The sequence below is a fragment of the Brucella sp. BE17 genome (genome assembly GCF_039545455.1).
Taxonomy (GTDB): Bacteria; Pseudomonadota; Alphaproteobacteria; order Rhizobiales; family Rhizobiaceae; genus Brucella.
Map to the genome: position 1 here is coordinate 502,513 of NZ_CP154468.1, position 19,042 is coordinate 521,554.

Below are 19,042 nucleotides of genomic sequence, written 5' to 3' on the forward strand. Positions count from 1 at the left end.
AGCTCTTTGATTGAGTTTAGAGGATTTTTCACGAAAATTTAGAATGTAATTTTCAGGAGTCCTCCCCGTGTCGATCAAATCAGCAAAAAAAATTCTTACCGCCAGTGTCTTTTCCGTGCTGGCCCTCAGTGCGGTGTCGAGCATTGACACTTTCGGCATGAAAGCGACTTTCGTCACGGCAGCATCGGCACAGGATGCCGCATATCCGATCATCGTCAATGAGCAACAGTTCAAGGAATTGGTCGACACGGGTGCAAAGATCGTCGATTCTCGCCAGCCTGCAGCTTACGAGAAGGGTCATATTCCCGGTGCGGTCAGTCTTCCATGGGCAAGGCTTAATGTTTCGGAGCGCGATGGCATTCGCAATGAATTCGCCGAAGATTCGGTGTTTGAGGACGTCATCAGTATGGCTGGTCTGAAAGCTGGCGATACGCTTGTCATTTATGATACGAACTCCTTGCCCGGACGCGCTTTCATCGCGCTTGAATATGCCGGTTTCAGGAATATTCATGTCCTTGATGGCGGCGTGGCTGCTTATTCCGGAGACCTTTCGACCGAGCCTGAGAAAGTTGCCAAGAGCGATTTCAAGCTCACCAACAAGCATGATGTGCGTGTCGATAAGGCCTATGTCGAATCCAAGCTCAAGGCGCAGGATACGGTTATTGTGGACGGCCGTAATGCCGATGCCTTCGTGGATGGTCATATTCCCGGCGCAAAATCGATCGTGGCCGCAAGCCTCCTGACGAAAGACAAGAAGATACAGCCGGAAGACGTGATCAATAATCTTCTTGCCTCACGCGGCATCGACAAGAACAAGGAAATCCTGTCCTATTGCGGCAGTGGCGTTGCAGCAGCCAATAATTACATTGCCCTGCGCAATCTCGGCTACACCAATGTGCGTCTATATGACGAGAGCTGGGATGAATGGAGCCGTGATCCAAAAGCTGGACAGGCTTTGGCGCTCGGAAATTACACCTTTTCCGATGACAGTGCTTCTTCGGATGCCAAGGAAGGCACACCGCATTTTCTGACCGAAGCGCAGGTCAAGGAACTGGCGCAGCAGCCGGATGTTGTGGTGGTCGATGTTCGTTCGCCTTCGGATTACAGCGCTGGCCAGATTCCCGGTTCCGTTAATGTCTTTTGGGACACGACGCTCGACGACAATCGCGTCCTGAAAACACCGGATGAATTGAAGAAGATTTATGATGAAGTCGGTGTTACGCCCGACAAGAAAGTCATCCTGTTTACGCGTGGCGGTGTGCAATTGACGCATAGTTACACCGTCCTATCGCTGCTTGGCTTCAAGAACGTGGATTTCTTTACTGGCAAGTTTGAAGGCTGGGAAAATGGTGCTCTGAAAAAGGGCTGATCACTTCACCACACCTGCGATAAGATAAAGCTGTACAAGCGAAAGCGAGGTTCATGTTTCAACGTGAACCTCGTTTTCGTTTTTTGTTGCGGCGCAGCCGCCATTATGGCGGACTACTGCTTTTTGCAACGATGCTAATTTCTAATATTTTCTTTTGCGAAAGAGATTGAGGACGTTACTATTAAATTTCGGGCGCGCAGATAGTGAGAGAGGAAAGACATGCTGCATTTCAGACTGAAATCAATGTCCCTTGCAGTGATCATCGGCTTGGCCGGCTATCTGCCTTGCGCCCATGCGGCGTCACCGGCCCCAGCGGAAGGCGAAAACGGCATGGTCGTTACGGCACAACATCTCGCCTCAAGCGTCGGGATCGATGTGCTGAAAAACGGCGGTAACGCTGTCGATGCGGCGGTGGCGGTCGGCTATGCTCTGGCAGTGGTTTATCCGACCGCAGGCAATCTCGGCGGTGGCGGTTTCATGACCATCCGCTTCAAGGATGGCAAGACGACATTTCTCGATTTTCGCGAACGCGCGCCGCTGGCCGCAACCAAGACGATGTATCTCGACAAGGACGGTAATCCGGTCAAAGGTGCGAGCACAAACACCTATCTCGCCATCGGCGTGCCCGGGACTGTTGCGGGGCTTGAAGATGCACGTGAAAAATATGGCAGCCGCGAGCGTGAGGAACTGATCGAACCAGCGATCAAACTTGCACGGAACGGTTTTACGCTTGAACTGGGCGACTTGCTCTCCTTTGCCGACGGTAATGAACGATTGGCAAAAGACCCTGCGGCTGCGAAAATCTTTCTCAAAGACGGCAATCCGATGGCGCTCGGCGACAGGCTCGTGCAGCCCGATCTGGCAAAATCGCTTTCCGCGATAGCAGAAAATGGCACATCGGCTTTTTATCAGGGCGAGATCGCCGACCTGATCATCAAGGCGAGCAGTGAAAATGGCGGCATTCTCGCCAAGGCCGATTTTGAGCAATATAAAGTGCGCGAACTTGAACCGGTCAAATGCAGCTATCGCGGGTATGACATCGTTTCCTCGCCGCCGCCCTCGTCGGGCGGGCTGATTATCTGCGAAATCCTCAATGTTCTGGAAGGCTATCCGATTTCATATCTCGGCTATGGCTCCGCCGATACAACGCGGTTGATGGTGGAAGCGATGCGCCATGCCTATGTGGACCGCAATACGGCATTGGGCGACCCCGATTTTGTTGATAACCCGACAGACAAACTGACTAGCAAGGTCTACGCGCAGGAAATTCGCGATCGTATCGATCCGTACAGGGCAGGGGTCAGCGAGGCGCTAAAGCCTGCGGAATTCAAAGAATCCACGGAGACCACGCATTACTCCATCGTGGATAAAGAGGGAAACGCCGTGTCGGTGACCTATACGCTGAACGGTTCATTTGGCACGGCCAAGGTGGCTGAAGGCACCGGCATTCTTCTCAACAATGAAATGGACGATTTCACCGTTAAACCGGGCGTCGCCAATCTCTATGGCCTGATACAGGGCGAAGCCAATGCGATCGAGCCGCGCAAGTCGCCGCTATCCTCGATGAGTCCGACCATCGTGTCCAAGGACGGCAAGCCCTTTATGGTGATCGGCAGTCCCGGCGGCTCACGCATCATCACGATCACGCTTCAGGCAATCATGAATGTCATTGACCATGGCATGGATATTCAGGAGGCCATTGACGCGCCGCGCATTCATCACCAGTGGCTGCCTGACCGCGTCTATACGGAAGCCAATGCGCTTTCACCCGATACGATCAGGCTGCTAACCGGCATGGGCTATACGGTTCACGAGGACACTGACTGGCCAGTTTGGGGCAAGGCTGCTGGCATTCTGATTGGTGGCAAGGATATGGCTGCCATCACGAAGGGCGGCGGCAGCCGCTATTATGGTTCCATTGACAGCCGCGCTGTAGGGGGAGCTGCCATAGGATACTGAAATCAAAAATGAATACTGTAAAAGTGTCCCCTACACTTTTACAGCGGGATTGCGTTTTTCGAGGTGGAGCAGAAGGCCGCTGTGATCGCGTTCCGCGCCGCCGTCCTGCACGAAATCGAAAAACGCCTGCCGTGCCTCAGTGGTCAATGGCAAGGTTAGTCCCATCTCGGTCGCCATAGCCATGACGGCGTCGAGATCCTTGAGCTGATTTGCAGAAGTGCCGCCGGGCACGAAATCACGTTTGACCATCCTGTCGCCATGCAGTTCGAGAATACGGCTCTCGGCAAAGCCGCCGCGGATTGCATCGCGGAAAGCGGCACGCGATGCACCACCTGCCTCGACAAGGATCATGGCTTCTGCCACGGCACCAATGGTCACGGCAACGATCTGCTGGTTGGCAAGCTTGCAAATCTGTCCAGCACCACTCGGTCCAACATGCGTGACGCGACCCAAAGCGCTAAAGACGTCGGCGAGTTCCTGGACGTCCTTCTGTTCACCACCAGCCATGATAGCCAGTGTACCGGCTTTAGCCCCCGCCGTTCCACCTGACACCGGCGCATCTATGTGACGAATGCCAAAGCGCGCAAGTTTTTCGGCATTCTCACGGGCAATCGGCGGTGCAATGGAGCTGCAATCCACCACGATGGTGTCAGCCTTCATTGCATCGGCAACACCTTTTGCAAACAGCACGTCGCTGACTACTGCACCGTTGGTCAGCATGGTAATCACGACATCGGCATTATGCACGGCGACTGCCGGTGATGTCGCAAGTTGTGCACCATCAGCGACCAGCGGCGTGGCCTTTGCGGGATCACGGTTCCATACGGTGACGGAGAATCCGGCCTTCAACAGGCATCGCACCATCGGTGCACCCATCAACCCGGTGCCGAGAAAGGCTATGGTTTTGTGTTCCGTTTCGGTCATGGCAGCCTTCCTCCAAGTTCATCCTCGATGTGAGCGCGGATGATTGCGTCAAATGATGTCTCGGCCGTGAAACCAAGTGCTGTGGCGCGCTTTGCCTCAAATCCCGGTGCCCAGCCAGCAACCATGCTGATGATCATTTCGTCGGGTTCGTGGCGGATAAGGCTGACGGCGTTGTCGCCAGCAACACGGCGCAGAGCCTGCATCTGCTCGCCGACAGTCGCGCTGAGGCCGGGCATCGAAAGATTGCGGCGCGGGCCAACCTTCTCCAGATCGATGGTCGCGGCATGAATGAGAAAACCAACGGCAGACCGTGGCGATGTATGCCAATGGCGCACGTCTTGCGAGACAGGAAGCACGGCTTCCCGTCCGATCAGAGGCTCGCGTAGAATGTTGGAGAAGAAGCCAGAGGCTGCCTTGTTCGGCTTGCCGGGACGGATGCATATGGTCGGCAGGCGGATGCCGATACCATGGAAAAAGCCACGGCGGCTATAATCGGAAAGCAGCAGTTCGCAGATTGCCTTTTGCGTGCCGTAGCTTGTAAGCGGCGTGAGGTGAAATTCGTCAGGGATTGGAAAGGGCAGGGGCGCTCCGACAACCGCAATAGACGAAGTGAAAACGACACGCGGCGTATACCCATCCTCGTCATGGGCATGGCGGATCGCGTCAAAGAGATAACGAGTTCCGTCGAGATTGATCCGGTATCCCTTGTCGAAATCGAGTTCTGCTTCACCTGATACGATCGCGGCGAGATGAAAGATGACATCAGGACGTCCCGCCACGAGCTTTTCCGCTTCACCGGTTGCGGAAAGGTCACTTTCGCGCAGATCAAGCACGCCAGCGAAACCTGTTGGCGCTTCAGGCCTGATCACATCAATGAGCGTTAATTTTTCAACTGCGTTGCCTTCCAGTGTGCCATCGGCAATCAGGCGTTGCGTGAGCTTGCGGCCAACCATGCCCGCCGCTCCGATGATTAGAATATGCATTAAAAATCCTTCCTCCTCGCCCCGATATCCTCCGATATGAGACCTCAGCTGTTTGCTGCAAATCGTTCCATAAGATCGTCTGATAACTTTATATGCGTAGATTGAAAACTATTATTTAATCACAGTTTTCGTATCGTCAGGTGGTATGAAAGCCGTTGTCAGGAGATGTGTTGCTGAATGATAAGTACGCGTGCTTGATCTTATAACACACGGGCTTACCAGGTTTGATGACTAGACAGACGCAAAAAGTCATACTAAAGAAAAATACTATTTTATTGTCAGGTCTCTGGCAATCAGGCGATATCGTCGCCCCTGGGGAGGAGCATAGGTGAGGTCGGAATTCAGGTTGAGCGGACAGTTGGTTCTGTCGCGAGACGACGGTGTTTTGTCTTAGTTTGGCAGCCAAAAGCGCCGTAAGCTGGCGGCCTAGCTTTATATAATAGATGGCCGTCCTTATCCGAAACGGGAACGCGGATACGGCACTACCGGAAAATAAGAGCAGCAGGCTAGGATCAAACCGGTCCTTATGACTGATGAAGGAGTGCCTCCTGCTCTGCATTGATATGTGTACATAAATTGGGAGGAACAGGTGCAACGAGCGATCGACATCTTTTATAAAATTCTCGAGTGGTTGCTCGTTATTCTGCTGGCTGGCATGGCGATAATGGTTTTTTTGAATGTCGTGCTGCGTTACGGCTTCAATTCAGGCCTTAATATTTCCGATGAAATGTCGCGCTACTTCTTTGTCTGGCTAACCTTTATTGGCGCTGTGGTGACATTTCGCGAGCATTCGCATCTGGGCGTAGAAACGCTGGTCATGATGTTTGGTCGCCGTGGTCGCGTGATCTGCATGACATTGTCCAACCTCATCATTATCGGCTGTTCAGCAATCTTCTTCTGGGGTACCTGGGTTCAGTTTCCCATCAATGCCAGTATGACTGCGCCCGTCACAGAGATTTCCATGGCCTGGGTTTATGGGGTTGGCCTGTTCACCGGCGCCGGTTGCGTCATCATCGCGGTGGAGCGTCTTGTTCGTCTTTTAACCGGACGTGTCAGCGATGAGGAAATCGCGGCATTTGCCGGTGAGAACATGACGATTGAGCAGATGGCGGAGCGCACTTAATATGACCCTAGTTGTCTTTGTCGGCGCGCTGCTTGGCGCCATGGTGATCGGTGTCCCGGTCGCGTTCTCTCTGATGTTCTGTGGTGTCATGCTCATGTGGTACATGGACATGTTCAATAGCCAGATCATCGCCCAGAACATGATAGCGGGTGCGGATACCTTCACGCTTCTCGCCATTCCGTTCTTTATTCTTGCCGGTGAACTCATGAATTCCGGCGGGCTTTCCAAGCGCATCATCGATTTTGCCATCTCCTGCGTTGGCCATATCCGTGGTGGACTTGGTATCGTTGCAATCGTTGCAGCGCTCATTATGGCGAGTATTTCCGGTTCCGCTGCCGCCGATACTGCGGCACTCGCCGCAATCCTTATTCCAATGATGGCCAAGGCTGGTTATAACGTGCCTCGCTCAGGCGGGCTGATCGCGGCAGGCGGCATTATCGCCCCGGTCATTCCGCCGTCCATGGCTTTCATCGTCTTTGGCGTTGCCGCCAATGTTTCGATCACCCAATTGTTTATGGCCGGAATTTTTCCGGGCATTCTGATGGGGGTTTCATTGATTGTCACCTGGCTGATCGTTGCACGCAAGGACAACATCCAGCCCTTGCCGCCCGCACCGATGGCGGATCGCCTCAAGGCCACAGGCCGTGCCGCATGGGCGCTTGGCATGCCGGTTATCATCCTCGGGGGTATCCGTGCCGGCGTGGTTACGCCGACAGAAGCTGCGGTCATCGCCGCTGCCTATGCGCTTTTCGTCGGCATGTTCATCTATCGCGAGTTGAAGCCGAGTGAGTTGCCACGCGTGGTTCTTCAGGCGGCGAAAACAACATCCGTTATCATGTTTCTGGTCTGTGCGGCGCTGGTCTCGGCATGGCTCATTACAGCGGCCAACATCCCGGCCGAAGTCGTGCGTTATATCGAACCGCTGATCGATCGTCCGATGTTGCTGATGTTTGTCATCATGGTGCTGGTATTGGTGGTCGGCACCGCACTCGATCTGACGCCGACGATCCTGATCCTGACGCCGGTCCTCATGCCGATCGTCAAACAGGCAGGTATCGATCCGGTCTATTTTGGCGTTATGTTCATCATCAACAATTCGATCGGTCTGATCACGCCCCCCGTGGGCATTGTCCTGAATGTTGTCAGTGGCGTCGGCCGCATCCCGCTTGGAAAAGTCACCATCGGCGTGTGGCCGTTTCTGCTGGCACAAACAATTGTCATGTTCTTGCTGGTCGTGTTCCCGGACCTCGTTATGGTGCCCGCCCGCTGGCTTTACTGAAGACTATATAACTCAAGCAGCTCATTTCAGGGAGGATATTATGAGAAAACTGCTACTTGCCACGACTGCCATCGCAATCGGCCTCGGTGCCGCTTCACCGGCTTTTGCACAATTTACCAACCGCAACATCCGTGTCTCTAACGGCATCAACGAAGACCATCCGGTCGGCAATGGCGTTAAAGCCATGCAAGCGTGTCTCGACGAGAAATCGGACGGTGCTTTGAAACTGACCGCGTTCTGGGGCGGTGCACTTGGTGGCGATCTTCAGGCGACCCAGGCGCTGCGTTCCGGCGTTCAGGAAGCCGTCGTCACATCGTCCTCGCCGTTGGTTGGAATCGTACCGGCACTTGGTGTGTTCGATCTGCCATTCCTGTTCCAAAATAATGATGAAGCCTATCAGGTTCTGGACGGCGATTTCGGCGATAAGATGAACGAGAAGCTGGACGCGGCTGGCCTCGTCAATCTCGCTTACTGGGAAAACGGGTTCCGCAACCTATCGAATTCCAAGCGTCCTGTGAACAAGTGGGAAGATTTTTCGGGCATGAAAGTTCGCGTCATGCAGAACAATATCTTCCTCGATACCTTCCAGAACCTTGGTGCCAATGCGACGCCGATGGCCTTTGGTGAAATCTATTCCGCACTTGAAACCAATGCGATCGATGCGCAGGAAAATCCCTATGTGACGATCGACACGTCCAAGTTCTTCGAAGTGCAGAAATATATCACCGAAACCAACCACGCCTATACGCCATTCCTCTTCCTGTTCTCCAAGCCGATCTTCAACAGCTATTCAGCGGAAGAGCAGGCGGCCTTGCGCGAATGCGCCATCGTTGGTCGTGACGAAGAGCGAAAGGTTATTCAGGAGCTGAACAAGGCGTCTCTGGAAAAGATCAAGGAAGCAGGGCTGGAGGTCAATCAGCTCTCGCCCGAAGAGCAGGCTCGTATCCGTGAAAAATCCATGGTGGTTTACGAAAAGCACAAGGCTCAGATCGGGCCTGAAGTGATCGACGACATTCTGGCCAAGATCAAGGAAGTCCGTAAGGAACAGTAAGGCAGTCAAGCCTTCAATTACGCAAGACAAAGCCCACGGTCACAAACCGTGGGCTTTTCCTTTCAGCCGGTCTCAACCCGAATGATCATGGTATCTCCAGAGGACGGTCCTTTTTTTTCCTCAGCGTATGTTCGCGAATGAAGATGAACAGCCCCGAGGCAATGATCAAAGCGGCTCCAGCCATCATTGCCAGACGCGGCACATCGCCAAAGAATATCCAGCCGAGGATCACTGCGTGCAGAAGCAGGGTATATTGTAAAGGTGCCACCGTCGCGGCATCGGAGATTTTCAGCGCTCTGTTGACAAGCATATGTGCGCTCATCGAAACAATACCCAGAAGCGCCAGCAGCACGATATCTACATTGGATTGAAGCGGCGACCAGCCAAACGGGGCAAAGACGAGGCCAGCCAGTGCGGCAGCCGCAGTCTGAAAAAACACCAGCGTGCGGTCAGGGGTGGCGCGCAGGAATCGGCCTGTGACCATCATGAAAGCAAAGGATCCACTGCCGATGATCGAGATAAGGGCCGGGAGCGTGAACATCTTGCTCGATGGTTCAAGCGCGATAATAACACCTGCAAAACCGATGGCAATCGCGGTCCACCGGCGCCATCCGACGGCTTCTCCGAGCAGGAAAGGGGACGCTGCGGCCACATAGATGGGTGCCGCCAGCCAATATGTCATGACGTCGGCAAGTGGCAGATACATGACCGCATAATAGAAACAGAAGGTCTCAGCCGTAGAAAAGATAACGCGGGCAAGCTGCATCCCTTTGCGCTCGGCATGGATGATCGGGGAAAGCCCGGCCTTCCAGAGAAAAGGCGAAAGAATGATGAGTGCTGCAATGCTGCGAAACAAAATGACTTGTCCCAGTCCGTAGGATGCAACCAGCCATTTGCCCAATGTATCATTGAGTGCAAACAATAGCATGCCGAGCAGCATGACGAGAGGCCCAGCTAAAGCGGACGTCCCCCAATTAATCGACGACGGCGTGATCCTGGCCATTCTTTCCCCCAAAAGTACGAAGCAACCTCAGATCGACGTTGCATCCGAAAACCGCCGACTGACAGTAAAAGCCTTTTCTAGCTCGGGATTAAGCTCCATGCCAAGTCCCGGGCCGGGCGGAACCGTAATCATGCCATTGCTGACTTCGGGCAGAGCGGTCACCAGATCACGATACCAGGTCTTGTAAAAGGCCCGAACGCTCTCCTGCACGAGAGCGTTGGGTGCGTTTAGTGAAAGATGCGTCGAGGCGCAAAGCACGACAGGCCCTGTGCAATCATGCGGTGCAACAGGCAGATGCCATGCTTCCGCCATTGAGGCAATCTTGCGTGCTTCCGACAAACCACCGCACCATGAAATATCGAGCATGACGATACCCGCGACGCCCGTTTCGATGTAATCGCGAAAACCCCACCGGGTCGCAAGCGTTTCCGATGCCGAAATTGGGGCAGGTGAAACCGCCGCATAGCGCTTCAGGCTTGAAAGACTGTCCATCTTGATCGGGTCTTCATGCCAGAAAGTATTGTAGGGCTCGAGCGCTTTTGCAATCTGCATAGCCGGTAACAGTTGCCACATTGAGTGAAACTCAACCATGATGTCAATCTTGTCGCCGACGGCCTTGCGGATTTTCTCGAATGGTTCGAGAGCAGCCTTCATATCGGCGGACGAAATATACTGGCCTTTTGTCTTTTCAGCGGCCGCATCGAAAGGCCAGATTTTCATTGCGGTGATGCCGTCATCCAGCAGAGAATGCGCGAGTTCGTCGGCGCGATGCAAAAAGCTGTTGAGATCATCATAGTCGGAGCCTGTGGCAAGGCCGTAATTGGCCGTGGTCTGACCCGTGGCTTTCTTGATATATTCGGTACCGGCACAGGTGTTATAGGTGCGGATTTCCTTGCGGCTAAAGCCGCCCAACAATTGCGCTATCGGCTGGTTGGTTGCCTTGCCGAAAATATCCCACAGTGCGATGTCGAAGGCGGAGTTACCCCGCACTTCTGCGCCTGACGAGCGAAAGCCGACATATCCGACCAGGTCTTGCGCCAGAAGATCAATGGCCAAAGGATCGCGACCGATCACCCGCGGCGCGACATATTCATGAATATAGCTTTCAACAGTCTGCGCTCCGAAAAAGGTCTCGCCTAGTCCCTTAATCCCTTCGTCTGTGTGAACAAGAACCCATAACAGGTTTGAGCGCTCGGCCACACGCACGGTTTCAAGTTTGGTGATTCTCATGAATGCCCCTTTGCAAATCTAGGCAATGCCGGCGTGGTTAAGCGCTTTGAGGCTGATATCGAAATGCTGATCCATAAGGCGGGCAGCATGGGCGATATTGCCCGATGCAATCGCTTCAGCAAGCTCAAGATGCAGCGTGTTCATAGCAACCCGCTCATCATCACTGCTTCGGCTTTTCCAGCCAACGGGCCATGTTTTGCGGGTTATGCCCTGAAAAGCGCCGATGATGAGGGCAAAGACGGGATTGCGGGACGCGTGAGCGATGGCGAGATGAAATGCCAGATCATGCTCCATCACCTTATTCGGATCGCTGAAGTCCTGCGCCATTGCGCGGGCATGTTCGATGATGATCTTTGCTTCCGTATCACTGCGGCGAAGGGACGCCAGGGCGACAGTCCGGGCCTCGATTGTGCGGCGAGCATCGTAAATCTGCGGGATTGTGATCTGCTCTGTCACGACACCGTGCTCGAACATCAATGCAAAGGCATTGTCGTCGAGTTCGGCAACGCTCGGGCGTTTGCCTGCGCCGAGTTCTATAAGCTGGAGTGCAGCAAGGGAGCGCAAAGCCTCTCGCACGACCGTGCGGGAAACCTGTAAGTCCTTTGATAGAACAGCTTCTGCCGGCAATCTGTCGCCGGGCTTCAGATGAGTTTTACGGATCAGTTCAGCGATGGCCGTGACCGCCCCATTCACATAATCCAGACTTTTCGCATTCACCGACAGGGAATTCATATAGGACTGCCTTGTAAAACCTGTACTATAGGTTTTATTCCAGCTTTGCCATTCCTTCAAGGCCGCCGCGCCACTATTCTATTTTGCGTGCTGCCTTGCTTTAAAAACCCTTGCCACCCCTGAAGCGGGTTCATGACCGAGCTTAGCGCATGTTTCAAGTGCCACGCGGCACAGCGCATCTATATCGACCCCTGTCGGGATGCCCATGCCTTCGAGCATATAGACAAGCTCTTCGGTTGCGACATTGCCGGTTGCACCCTTGGCATAAGGACAGCCGCCCAAACCACCAACCGAAGCGTCGAACACGCGCACGCCTTCATCGATACAGGCCAGTATATTGGCGAGTGCCTGCCCGTAAGTATTGTGCTCATGCAGGGCGAGTGCCGCCATCGGCACATCTGCTGCGACCGCACGAACCATAGCCGAAGCTGCACGCGGCGTACCGGTTCCGATCGTATCCCCCAACGAGATTTCGTAGCATCCCATTTGGTAAAGTCGGCTTGCAACATCGCTGACTGCTGCAAGTCTGACCGCGCCTTCATAGGGGCAGCCCAGCACACATGACACATAGCCGCGAACCCGGATACCGGCTTCCTTTGCTCCTTCCATGACCGGCACAAAGCGTTCGAAACTTTCGGCAATCGAACAATTGATGTTCTTCTGTGAAAAGCTTTCGGATGCGGACGCAAAAATCGCGATTTCCTTAGCGTCGGCGTCAAGAGCAGCCTCAAAACCTTTCAGGTTTGGCACCAGCATGGGAAAATTCAAACCCTCTCGCTTGGGTAAACCGTGCAGCACCGCAGCGGAACCGGCCATTTGCGGTACCCATTTGGGCGAAACGAAACTGCCTGCCTCAATTGTGGTCAAACCGGCGGCAATCAGCCCTTCGATCATGGTCACGCGATCAGCAACGTCCAAGGGATGCGCTTCGTTTTGCAGTCCGTCGCGTGGGCCGACTTCGACAAGTCTAATCTGTTCCATATTCTCGCTCATTTTTCCGAGGTGTTCAGTTCCTGATGCAAAAAATCGCAGAAACGCGAATCGGCACCATAGGCGACATTGACCCGCATACCCGGTTGTTGGGGCGGATCACGGTCGGTATAAAAAACGCTGGCCGGTGCAACAAAAATGTCTGCGGCGGCAGCGCGTTGGCAGAACTCGTGTTCGTTGATCCGGTCGGGCAGGCTCACCCATAAGTAAAAGCCCGGCACGCGTGGCATGGCAACGTCGATTCCGACTTCGCAGAGCGCGCGGACGGTGTTCTTGGTCCCGTCTTCCATGCGGTTGCGCAGGCGGCGCAGATGTTTGAGATATTGCCCGCTGTCGATCATCTCCGTCACCAACTGCTCGACATGGGCTGATGTCGCGACGGTTGTGATCATTTTAAGGTCGACCAGACTGCGGATAAGGGAAGGGTCACCCGCCACATAGCCGCAGCGCAGGCTGGCGGACAAGGTTTTGGAAAAGGATCCGACATAAAGCACACGCTGCTGCTGGCCGAAAGCCGCAAGGCGTGGAAGTGAAGGCGCTAGAAGGTCGGCAAAAATATCGTCTTCGACAATGCGAAAGTCATGGATTTCGGCCATTTGCAAAAGGCTGAAGGCAGTGGACGGCGAAAGCGTGCCGCCGGTCGGGTTATGTGCCTGACTTTGCGTGAAGAAAACCTTGGGATGATGGAGGGCGAGCTTTTCCTGAAGATCGCCAAGGTCGGGGCCATCTTCAAGGCGGTGCACTGGAATGACTGTCGCCTTGGCGAGCCGCAATTTGGCAAAAAGCGGATAATAGCCGGGGCTGTCGACGAAGACCGTATCGCCCGGTTCAATCAGCCGGCGAATGATGAGATCAAGGCCATGATTGACCCCACTGGTCAGCATGATCCCGTCGGGTTCTGCGGGAATGGAACGCTCTGCAAGCGACATGCGCAACCAGTCGCGCAGCGCACCAAGCCCCCACGAACTGCCATAGCCGAATTCGATGTCACCCATGGCCGTGCGACCGGCGCGTAAAATACGGCGCATATGTCCATCTTCGGTCCAGCTTGCGGGTGGACGGCCATCACCTGGACGGGTTTCGTAATGCTGGTCGAGTTGCTCACGCAGCAGCGAGACGATGCTCGTCGCCTCCCGCACGTCAGGTCTGATGCGCGGGGTCGGCGGCGGTCGACGGTCGGTGATATAGTAGCCCGATCCCTGCCGCGCCATGGCAAGGCCGCGTGCGACAAGACGATCATAGGCCTCGGCCATCGTGTTCTTGGAAACGCCGAATTGTTCCGCGCCACGTCGCACAGAGGGGAGTTTTTGCCCGGCGCGATAAAGCCCGGATGAAATCTGGCCGCTGATCTGCGCGACGATGGTATCGACCAGACTCATATTTTGTCCCAAAAACTATATGGGACAGTACCGTGAATTTACCCCGAAACTGTCCCTTGATTGATTGGGGAATTTTAGGACAGTTTACGACGAACGCAAGTCCCGGTTCTGCATTTAAATCCGGGACGGCTAATGACCGAGGCCTTGGGAGGTTTCCTTTGAATACGACACCAAAACGGACCGCGACGTCGCGGCTCGAGAATTTCCGCAATCTTTCGCCTGCCGAACGGCTTGATCAGGTGGCGGCTGCAGCCGGGCTTGACGATAAGACGCGCGCAACGCTTGCAGCACTCGATGCGCTGCCAGTCGATCGCGCCAACGGCATGATCGAGAACGTGATCGGCACATTTCAGCTGCCGATGGGTGTGGCCACGAATTTTTTGATCAATGGTCGCGATTATCTCGTTCCAATGGCGGTGGAAGAGCCTTCCGTCGTTGCTGCCGCGTCCTATATGGCGCGTATCGTGCGCGGCTGCGGCGGCTTTCAGACATCATCCACGGCACCTGTCATGCGTGCACAGGTACAGATACTTGGCGTCACAGATCCGTTTGGAGCAAGGCTTGCTATTCTGGCGTCTCGCGATGAAATCATTGCGGCGGCAAATGCCAAGGATCCGGTTCTGGTCAAGTTTGGCGGCGGCTGTCGTGACGTAGAGGTTCACGTTTTCCCGTCTACCACACGTGGCGCTATGGTCGTGCTGCATCTTCTGGTCGATGTGCGTGACGCAATGGGAGCCAATACGGTCAATACCATGGCCGAGGCAATAGCGCCAATTGTCGAGCGCATCACAGGTGGTGAGGTGCGCTTGCGCATCCTGTCGAACCTTGCTGATCTTCGCCTTGCCCGCGCCCGTATCGAGGTGACGGAAGAGGCGCTTGCGACCAAGGATTTTTCCGGCAGACGCATGATTGAAGGCATCGTGGATGCCTATGAATTCGCAGCCGTCGATCCCTATCGTGCGGCGACGCACAACAAGGGCATCATGAACGGGATCGATCCCGTGGTTGTCGCCACCGGCAATGACTGGCGAGCCATTGAGGCGGGCGCTCATGCCTATGCTGCTCGTTCCGGGCGTTACACGTCGCTCACGACGTGGGAAATCAATGCCAAGGGCAACCTGGTCGGGACCATTGAAACGCCGATGGCACTTGGTCTTGTGGGCGGTGCCACAAAGACCCATCCGGCAGCGCAGGCCGCCTTGCAGATTTTGAATGTCAGTTCTGCAGTGGAGCTTGCGGAAGTAACGGTTGCGGTGGGCCTTGCGCAGAACATGGCGGCTTTGCGAGCGCTGGCAACCGAGGGGATACAGCGTGGGCATATGGCGCTACACGCCCGCAATATCGCCATTGGTTCCGGGGCTTCGGGCGAGGAAATCGATATCGTTGCTCGCAGGCTTGCCGCTGATCATGACGTGCGTGCGGCGCGAGCCGAAGAAATTTTGGCCGAAATCCGTAAAGACGGCTGAACAAACATTATAACGACCGGCGAAGAGGGTGATTCGCCGGTCAAATCATTCTGGGAGGACATCATGACGGATAAGAATCCGGCCCACACGACACGTGGCGCCCATTCCGCGGGCCCGGACGGCCAGCTTGCCGAAATATGGGGCGATGTGGTTTCACGTCCGCAACTCGGTAAGGCAATTGTGATTGGTGCTGCGGTCAGCCTTGCGGTTTACGCCATTGCATTGCAGATCATTGTTCCGCGTGCCTCGACACCGGATATCGGCAAGGCGCTCGCCATGCTTGCAGGCATTATTGGCTGTATCGTGGGCGGCGCAATCTGTGCCCGTACATTCAAACCCAAGCGTTTGGTTGTCGAGGAAATTCCAACAAGCGCCACATGGCAAACGGAAGTGCTCGACCAGCTTGAGCAGGAGGGCGGTCCCCTTGGCAGGGTTGAAGACCTACCGGCTTCTGTCGTTGATGAAATGAAGCAGGTCGGGCTTTACGACCTTTTCAGCGACTATGAGCGCAAACGTGTCCGCAGTGGAGAGGAGGGCTGAAATGGACGGCTTGTTTTATGAAATTCTCGTGGCGTTGGGCCTTGGATTGCTCGGTGCCGTGCTGTTCTCGGCAATCGGACTGATTTCCGGCACCGATGAGACGACAACCATCGCACCTGTGACGCTTCTGGTCGTGCTGCTCGGGGCGCCGCCTGCGGGCGTTTTTACATTCTGGATGTGCGCGGCGGTTTCCAAACATATGACCCATGCCGTGCCGACAGCCCTTCTGGGTATTCCCGGTGATACGATGGCGCTGCCATTGTTGCAGCAGGCGTCCGCACTGCGTAATCTGGGCGCACCACATATCGCCTTGCGCAAGATGCTGGCCGGTTCGGTTATCTCGGCCTTTATTGCGGTGCCGCTGGCGGTGCTTTTCGCGGTAATCCTTGCGCCTTTCGGCAGCTACATTACGGCGTCCGCGCCTTGGCTATTCATTGCGGCCTCGCTGTTGATTGCTTATTTTTCGGCCGGGCGCTGGGCATCGATTATCGCACTTATTCCCTTCACATTGCTCATCGTTGCATTGCAGGGCTTTACGAGCGCGCATGATATAAAACTCGGCGTCAGCTATTTCCTTGGCATCGCTGTAGGCCCATTGGTGGCAGAGCTGGTTTCTGCGGCTTCCCCCCTTGAGCGTAAACGCATGAACCGCAGTGAGCTGCGTGAGACGACACTTGCTCCGGATGTCAAAGGTTGGGGCGGTTATTTCCCCAATCCGTTCCGCGTGCTCGACCGCAGTCAGGTGCGTACTACAGCCGCCGCTGCGGCAGTCACCAGTGCAACCTTCGTCTTCAGCCCCGTTGCCATGACGGTGATTGCGGGCGAAGTTGTGGGGGCACGTATCAAACACGCCTATCACCGGCTGACCTCCGTTCTCGCCGTGCGTAATGGCGTGACCGAGTCCACCTATATTGCCGAAGCCCTGATCCCGCTGATTGCCTTTGGTCTGCCGCTGAGCCCCGTTGCAGCTGGACCTGCAGCGCCTTTGTTCAATGCACCACCGCGCTTTACGGTGAACAATGAAACCGGTGCGATCGAAAACCTGCACACGATGCTCTCGGTGTCTGAGTTCCTGATCTGGGGCTTGATATCGGTGGTGATTGCGGCTGCTATTGCCTATCCCTTCGCCATGAACCATGCGCGTAGTGCTGCGGTCTTTGTTGCAAAATATATCAGCCATGAAGCGATCATCGCCACATTTGTTGGACTGGTTCTGGTTATCGGCCTTTGGGAAGGCGGCGTGCTGGCGCTTCTGGTGATCACGACCGTGGGACTCGTCGGAGGGCTGCTGTATCGTGTTCTGGGTATGAATACCGGCGTGCAGTTCATGGGCTATTACGCCGCCGTGCTGAGCGTGCCAGCGCTTCTCAAGCTTATTGGATGAGTGTCACGAAACAGTTCTACCTTAAACTTTCTTGTGCGGTGCAAATACTAGCACCGCACAGGTCATTGCACAGAATGCGGACGATTTAGGCTGAACCGTCCTTGGCCAAGAACGACGATCGATTTTGTATGGCGCTCTTGGACAGACTTCGCGGTTAACACTGACAAGATTCCGATCCAACGTTCCGCTTTAAAAAAACTGAGATCAGGATGGCTTGAATGCACGAAAATGCGCTGGTTTATTAAGATCACGCAATTCATGCATAATCATGGTAGTAAACCGATTTTATTTAAGGTCCAGAGTGCATATATCATGGCTGTGCTTCAGTCATTCGACACCTCCTCGTTATGATGTGCGGGCAACTCCATAAGAGGATATGCACGCAGGTATTTCTATCAGCGCATGGTCGTCTTCTAACAACGCATCGCAAGTGCCATCTTGGGCGTTTGCGCGACAGGCCTGTTCGCCCGGTTGTTACTGAAGTGGGGGACGAGATTATTGCAGGGCTTAAGAATGACATTAATGCTATCATAGCAATGTAATCGGCGGGGACCTGAGGATGCATTGCAGCCAGTAAGAGGCACCTGGCGGTAAAACTATCCCCAGCCGTGAGCAGCTAGCCCGAAGACCCAAGGTTCACCCGTTCTTCTGTTTAGAAATGGCTTGCCCTTTGACATTGTGGTCACGGTTCCAAAAATGCCGAGTCCGCATTGCGCTATATAATCGGCAAAAGCTCCGTAGTTTTCTCGTGTGTCGACGCGCACAAATTTGCGCTTGAGGCCCTGCAAGTGAACTGCCACCAGTTGAATTGCGTCATAGTCGTCGTTCGCAATGATGGGCCCGATGAACTTTCCACGTCCAAATTCCCGGCAAAAAGAAAAGCCTACAAACTGATCGTTGCGCCTGAGTCCGTAAATATTCGCCTTATCGGCGATCAATTTTAGCAGTTGAATACGATTCACACCGAATGCGACTTCGTCAAGTTTTGCGATTGCGTCCAGATGTTCTGCTGAAAGAGGAACGAGCTCTCCTTCCAGTGGTGGCAACTGCGGAAGTGCAAGCGCGACTTCACCTTGACACTGATAAACGATGGCTTCATCTCTAAAGCCCATCGAAGTATAAAGATTGTAGGCGGCTTCGGTCGCATTCAGGCTGAGATTACGGCCGGTGCAACGCTCAAGAACCTGCTCCATAAGCCAGCGCCCGTTACCTTGGGCCTGCATGCGCGGCGAGGTGATCACCATCCCGATTGTTGCAAAATCATCTCCGTATGGAAACCACATCGCACTGCCAAAAACTCTGCCAATGCCGTCAACCGCTACAATACCTTGGCCTGTTTGCAGAGTTTGCTGCCAGTCATTGGGGCGGTGTGGCCACCGAACGCCCATTGAAAGCGCATGCAGCAAGTTGACATCGACATTTGCAATGTCGCTTGCAACCAATTCGAACGACTTCAGTTGAACTGAATTCTGCATATCAGCCTATCCGCATCCTATCCCAATACTCAGACCTGCAAGTATGCAGCGTTTTCATCCTGCCCACGAATGCAAATAGTCCAGCAGGCATAATTCGCCGCATCTTCTCATAAGGCTGGCAGCAGGAATTGCTTCTCGGAGAGTTCAATTCCCAA

16 protein-coding genes are annotated in these 19,042 nt (G+C 54.5%); 8 read left to right on the forward strand and 8 right to left on the reverse strand.

All coding sequences use genetic code 11. The features are described from left to right. The first annotated feature begins 67 nt into the window (after positions 1-67). Together AAIB41_RS13710 and ggt are read left to right on the forward strand one after the other, a co-directional pair. On the forward strand, positions 68-1,369 hold the full coding sequence (locus AAIB41_RS13710; RefSeq protein WP_343315839.1) for a rhodanese-like domain-containing protein: 1,302 nt from the start codon (positions 68-70) through the stop codon (positions 1,367-1,369). A 219-nt stretch (positions 1,370-1,588) separates the two neighbouring features. Next, entirely contained in the window at positions 1,589-3,328 is a 1,740-nt protein-coding gene (gene ggt / locus AAIB41_RS13715) for a gamma-glutamyltransferase (protein WP_343315840.1), read from the forward strand. A 30-nt stretch (positions 3,329-3,358) separates the two neighbouring features. On the opposite strand, the gene AAIB41_RS13720 is transcribed toward ggt, so the two are convergent. Together AAIB41_RS13720 and denD are read right to left on the reverse strand one after the other, a co-directional pair. Next, a complete protein-coding gene (locus AAIB41_RS13720) occupies positions 3,359-4,252 on the reverse strand; it encodes an NAD(P)-dependent oxidoreductase (protein ID WP_343315841.1) in 894 nt (297 codons plus the stop codon). Further along, entirely contained in the window at positions 4,249-5,235 is a 987-nt protein-coding gene (gene denD / locus AAIB41_RS13725) for a D-erythronate dehydrogenase (RefSeq protein ID WP_343315842.1), read from the reverse strand. The genes AAIB41_RS13720 and denD overlap by 4 nt, the downstream gene beginning before the upstream one ends. A gap of 589 nt (positions 5,236-5,824) precedes the next feature. On the opposite strand from denD, the gene AAIB41_RS13730 reads away from it, so the two are divergent. Genes AAIB41_RS13730 through AAIB41_RS13740 form a run of 3 tightly spaced genes read left to right on the forward strand, consistent with a single transcriptional unit; the run spans position 5,825 to position 8,688 of the window. Beyond that, the gene (locus AAIB41_RS13730) at positions 5,825-6,358 is read left to right on the forward strand and encodes a TRAP transporter small permease (protein WP_343315843.1); all 534 of its coding nucleotides are present in this window, start codon (positions 5,825-5,827) and stop codon (positions 6,356-6,358) included. A gap of 1 nt (position 6,359) precedes the next feature. Continuing rightward, positions 6,360-7,637: a TRAP transporter large permease subunit gene (locus AAIB41_RS13735; protein WP_343315844.1), complete on the forward strand. Its 1,278-nt coding sequence runs from the start codon at positions 6,360-6,362 to the stop codon at positions 7,635-7,637. 40 nt (positions 7,638-7,677) lie between these two features. Continuing rightward, entirely contained in the window at positions 7,678-8,688 is a 1,011-nt protein-coding gene (locus AAIB41_RS13740) for a TRAP transporter substrate-binding protein (protein WP_343315845.1), read from the forward strand. Positions 8,689-8,773: 85 nt separating this feature from the next. Here AAIB41_RS13740 and AAIB41_RS13745 read toward each other — a convergent pair whose 3' ends face one another. The 5 genes from AAIB41_RS13745 to AAIB41_RS13765 form a co-directional block, all read right to left on the reverse strand. Next, positions 8,774-9,691 carry a DMT family transporter gene (locus AAIB41_RS13745; protein WP_343315846.1) on the reverse strand — a complete coding sequence of 306 codons (918 nt, stop codon included), beginning with the start codon at positions 9,689-9,691 and terminating at the stop codon, positions 8,774-8,776. A gap of 27 nt (positions 9,692-9,718) precedes the next feature. Further along, the gene (locus tag AAIB41_RS13750; protein WP_343315847.1) at positions 9,719-10,921 is read right to left on the reverse strand and encodes a mandelate racemase/muconate lactonizing enzyme family protein; all 1,203 of its coding nucleotides are present in this window, start codon (positions 10,919-10,921) and stop codon (positions 9,719-9,721) included. Positions 10,922-10,939: 18 nt separating this feature from the next. Continuing rightward, the gene (locus AAIB41_RS13755) at positions 10,940-11,653 is read right to left on the reverse strand and encodes a FadR/GntR family transcriptional regulator (RefSeq protein ID WP_343315848.1); all 714 of its coding nucleotides are present in this window, start codon (positions 11,651-11,653) and stop codon (positions 10,940-10,942) included. Positions 11,654-11,731: 78 nt separating this feature from the next. Continuing rightward, positions 11,732-12,634: a hydroxymethylglutaryl-CoA lyase gene (locus AAIB41_RS13760; RefSeq protein WP_343315849.1), complete on the reverse strand. Its 903-nt coding sequence runs from the start codon at positions 12,632-12,634 to the stop codon at positions 11,732-11,734. A gap of 8 nt (positions 12,635-12,642) precedes the next feature. Next, the gene (locus AAIB41_RS13765) at positions 12,643-14,022 is read right to left on the reverse strand and encodes a PLP-dependent aminotransferase family protein (RefSeq protein WP_343315850.1); all 1,380 of its coding nucleotides are present in this window, start codon (positions 14,020-14,022) and stop codon (positions 12,643-12,645) included. A 158-nt stretch (positions 14,023-14,180) separates the two neighbouring features. Between AAIB41_RS13765 and AAIB41_RS13770 the strand changes: the two genes are divergently transcribed. The 3 genes from AAIB41_RS13770 to AAIB41_RS13780 all read left to right on the forward strand — a co-directional run bounded on the left by AAIB41_RS13770 (position 14,181) and on the right by AAIB41_RS13780 (position 17,412). Beyond that, entirely contained in the window at positions 14,181-15,488 is a 1,308-nt protein-coding gene (locus AAIB41_RS13770; protein WP_343315851.1) for a hydroxymethylglutaryl-CoA reductase, degradative, read from the forward strand. A 63-nt stretch (positions 15,489-15,551) separates the two neighbouring features. Beyond that, positions 15,552-16,028 (forward strand): hypothetical protein, encoded by a 477-nt coding sequence (locus AAIB41_RS13775; RefSeq protein ID WP_343315852.1) that lies wholly within the window; start codon positions 15,552-15,554, stop codon positions 16,026-16,028. A gap of 1 nt (position 16,029) precedes the next feature. Continuing rightward, complete coding sequence (locus tag AAIB41_RS13780; RefSeq protein ID WP_343315853.1) at positions 16,030-17,412, forward strand: tripartite tricarboxylate transporter permease; 1,383 nt, start codon at positions 16,030-16,032, stop codon at positions 17,410-17,412. A gap of 596 nt (positions 17,413-18,008) precedes the next feature. Here AAIB41_RS13780 and AAIB41_RS13785 read toward each other — a convergent pair. Then, positions 18,009-18,887 (reverse strand): GNAT family N-acetyltransferase, encoded by an 879-nt coding sequence (locus AAIB41_RS13785; RefSeq protein WP_343315854.1) that lies wholly within the window; start codon positions 18,885-18,887, stop codon positions 18,009-18,011. Between the last annotated feature and the right edge of the window lie 155 nt (positions 18,888-19,042).

Coding starts and splice junctions, on each gene's coding strand:
- ggt (WP_343315840.1), top strand. CDS start 1,589: ATGCTGCATTTCAGACTGAAATCAATGTCCCTTGCAGTGATCATCGGC.
- AAIB41_RS13720 (WP_343315841.1), bottom strand. CDS start 4,252: ATGACCGAAACGGAACACAAAACCATAGCCTTTCTCGGCACCGGGTTG.
- denD (WP_343315842.1), bottom strand. CDS start 5,235: ATGCATATTCTAATCATCGGAGCGGCGGGCATGGTTGGCCGCAAGCTC.
- AAIB41_RS13735 (WP_343315844.1), top strand. CDS start 6,360: ATGACCCTAGTTGTCTTTGTCGGCGCGCTGCTTGGCGCCATGGTGATC.
- AAIB41_RS13740 (WP_343315845.1), top strand. CDS start 7,678: ATGAGAAAACTGCTACTTGCCACGACTGCCATCGCAATCGGCCTCGGT.
- AAIB41_RS13745 (WP_343315846.1), bottom strand. CDS start 9,691: ATGGCCAGGATCACGCCGTCGTCGATTAATTGGGGGACGTCCGCTTTA.
- AAIB41_RS13750 (WP_343315847.1), bottom strand. CDS start 10,921: ATGAGAATCACCAAACTTGAAACCGTGCGTGTGGCCGAGCGCTCAAAC.
- AAIB41_RS13755 (WP_343315848.1), bottom strand. CDS start 11,653: ATGAATTCCCTGTCGGTGAATGCGAAAAGTCTGGATTATGTGAATGGG.
- AAIB41_RS13760 (WP_343315849.1), bottom strand. CDS start 12,634: ATGGAACAGATTAGACTTGTCGAAGTCGGCCCACGCGACGGACTGCAA.
- AAIB41_RS13765 (WP_343315850.1), bottom strand. CDS start 14,022: ATGAGTCTGGTCGATACCATCGTCGCGCAGATCAGCGGCCAGATTTCA.
- AAIB41_RS13775 (WP_343315852.1), top strand. CDS start 15,552: ATGACGGATAAGAATCCGGCCCACACGACACGTGGCGCCCATTCCGCG.
- AAIB41_RS13780 (WP_343315853.1), top strand. CDS start 16,030: ATGGACGGCTTGTTTTATGAAATTCTCGTGGCGTTGGGCCTTGGATTG.
- AAIB41_RS13785 (WP_343315854.1), bottom strand. CDS start 18,887: ATGCAGAATTCAGTTCAACTGAAGTCGTTCGAATTGGTTGCAAGCGAC.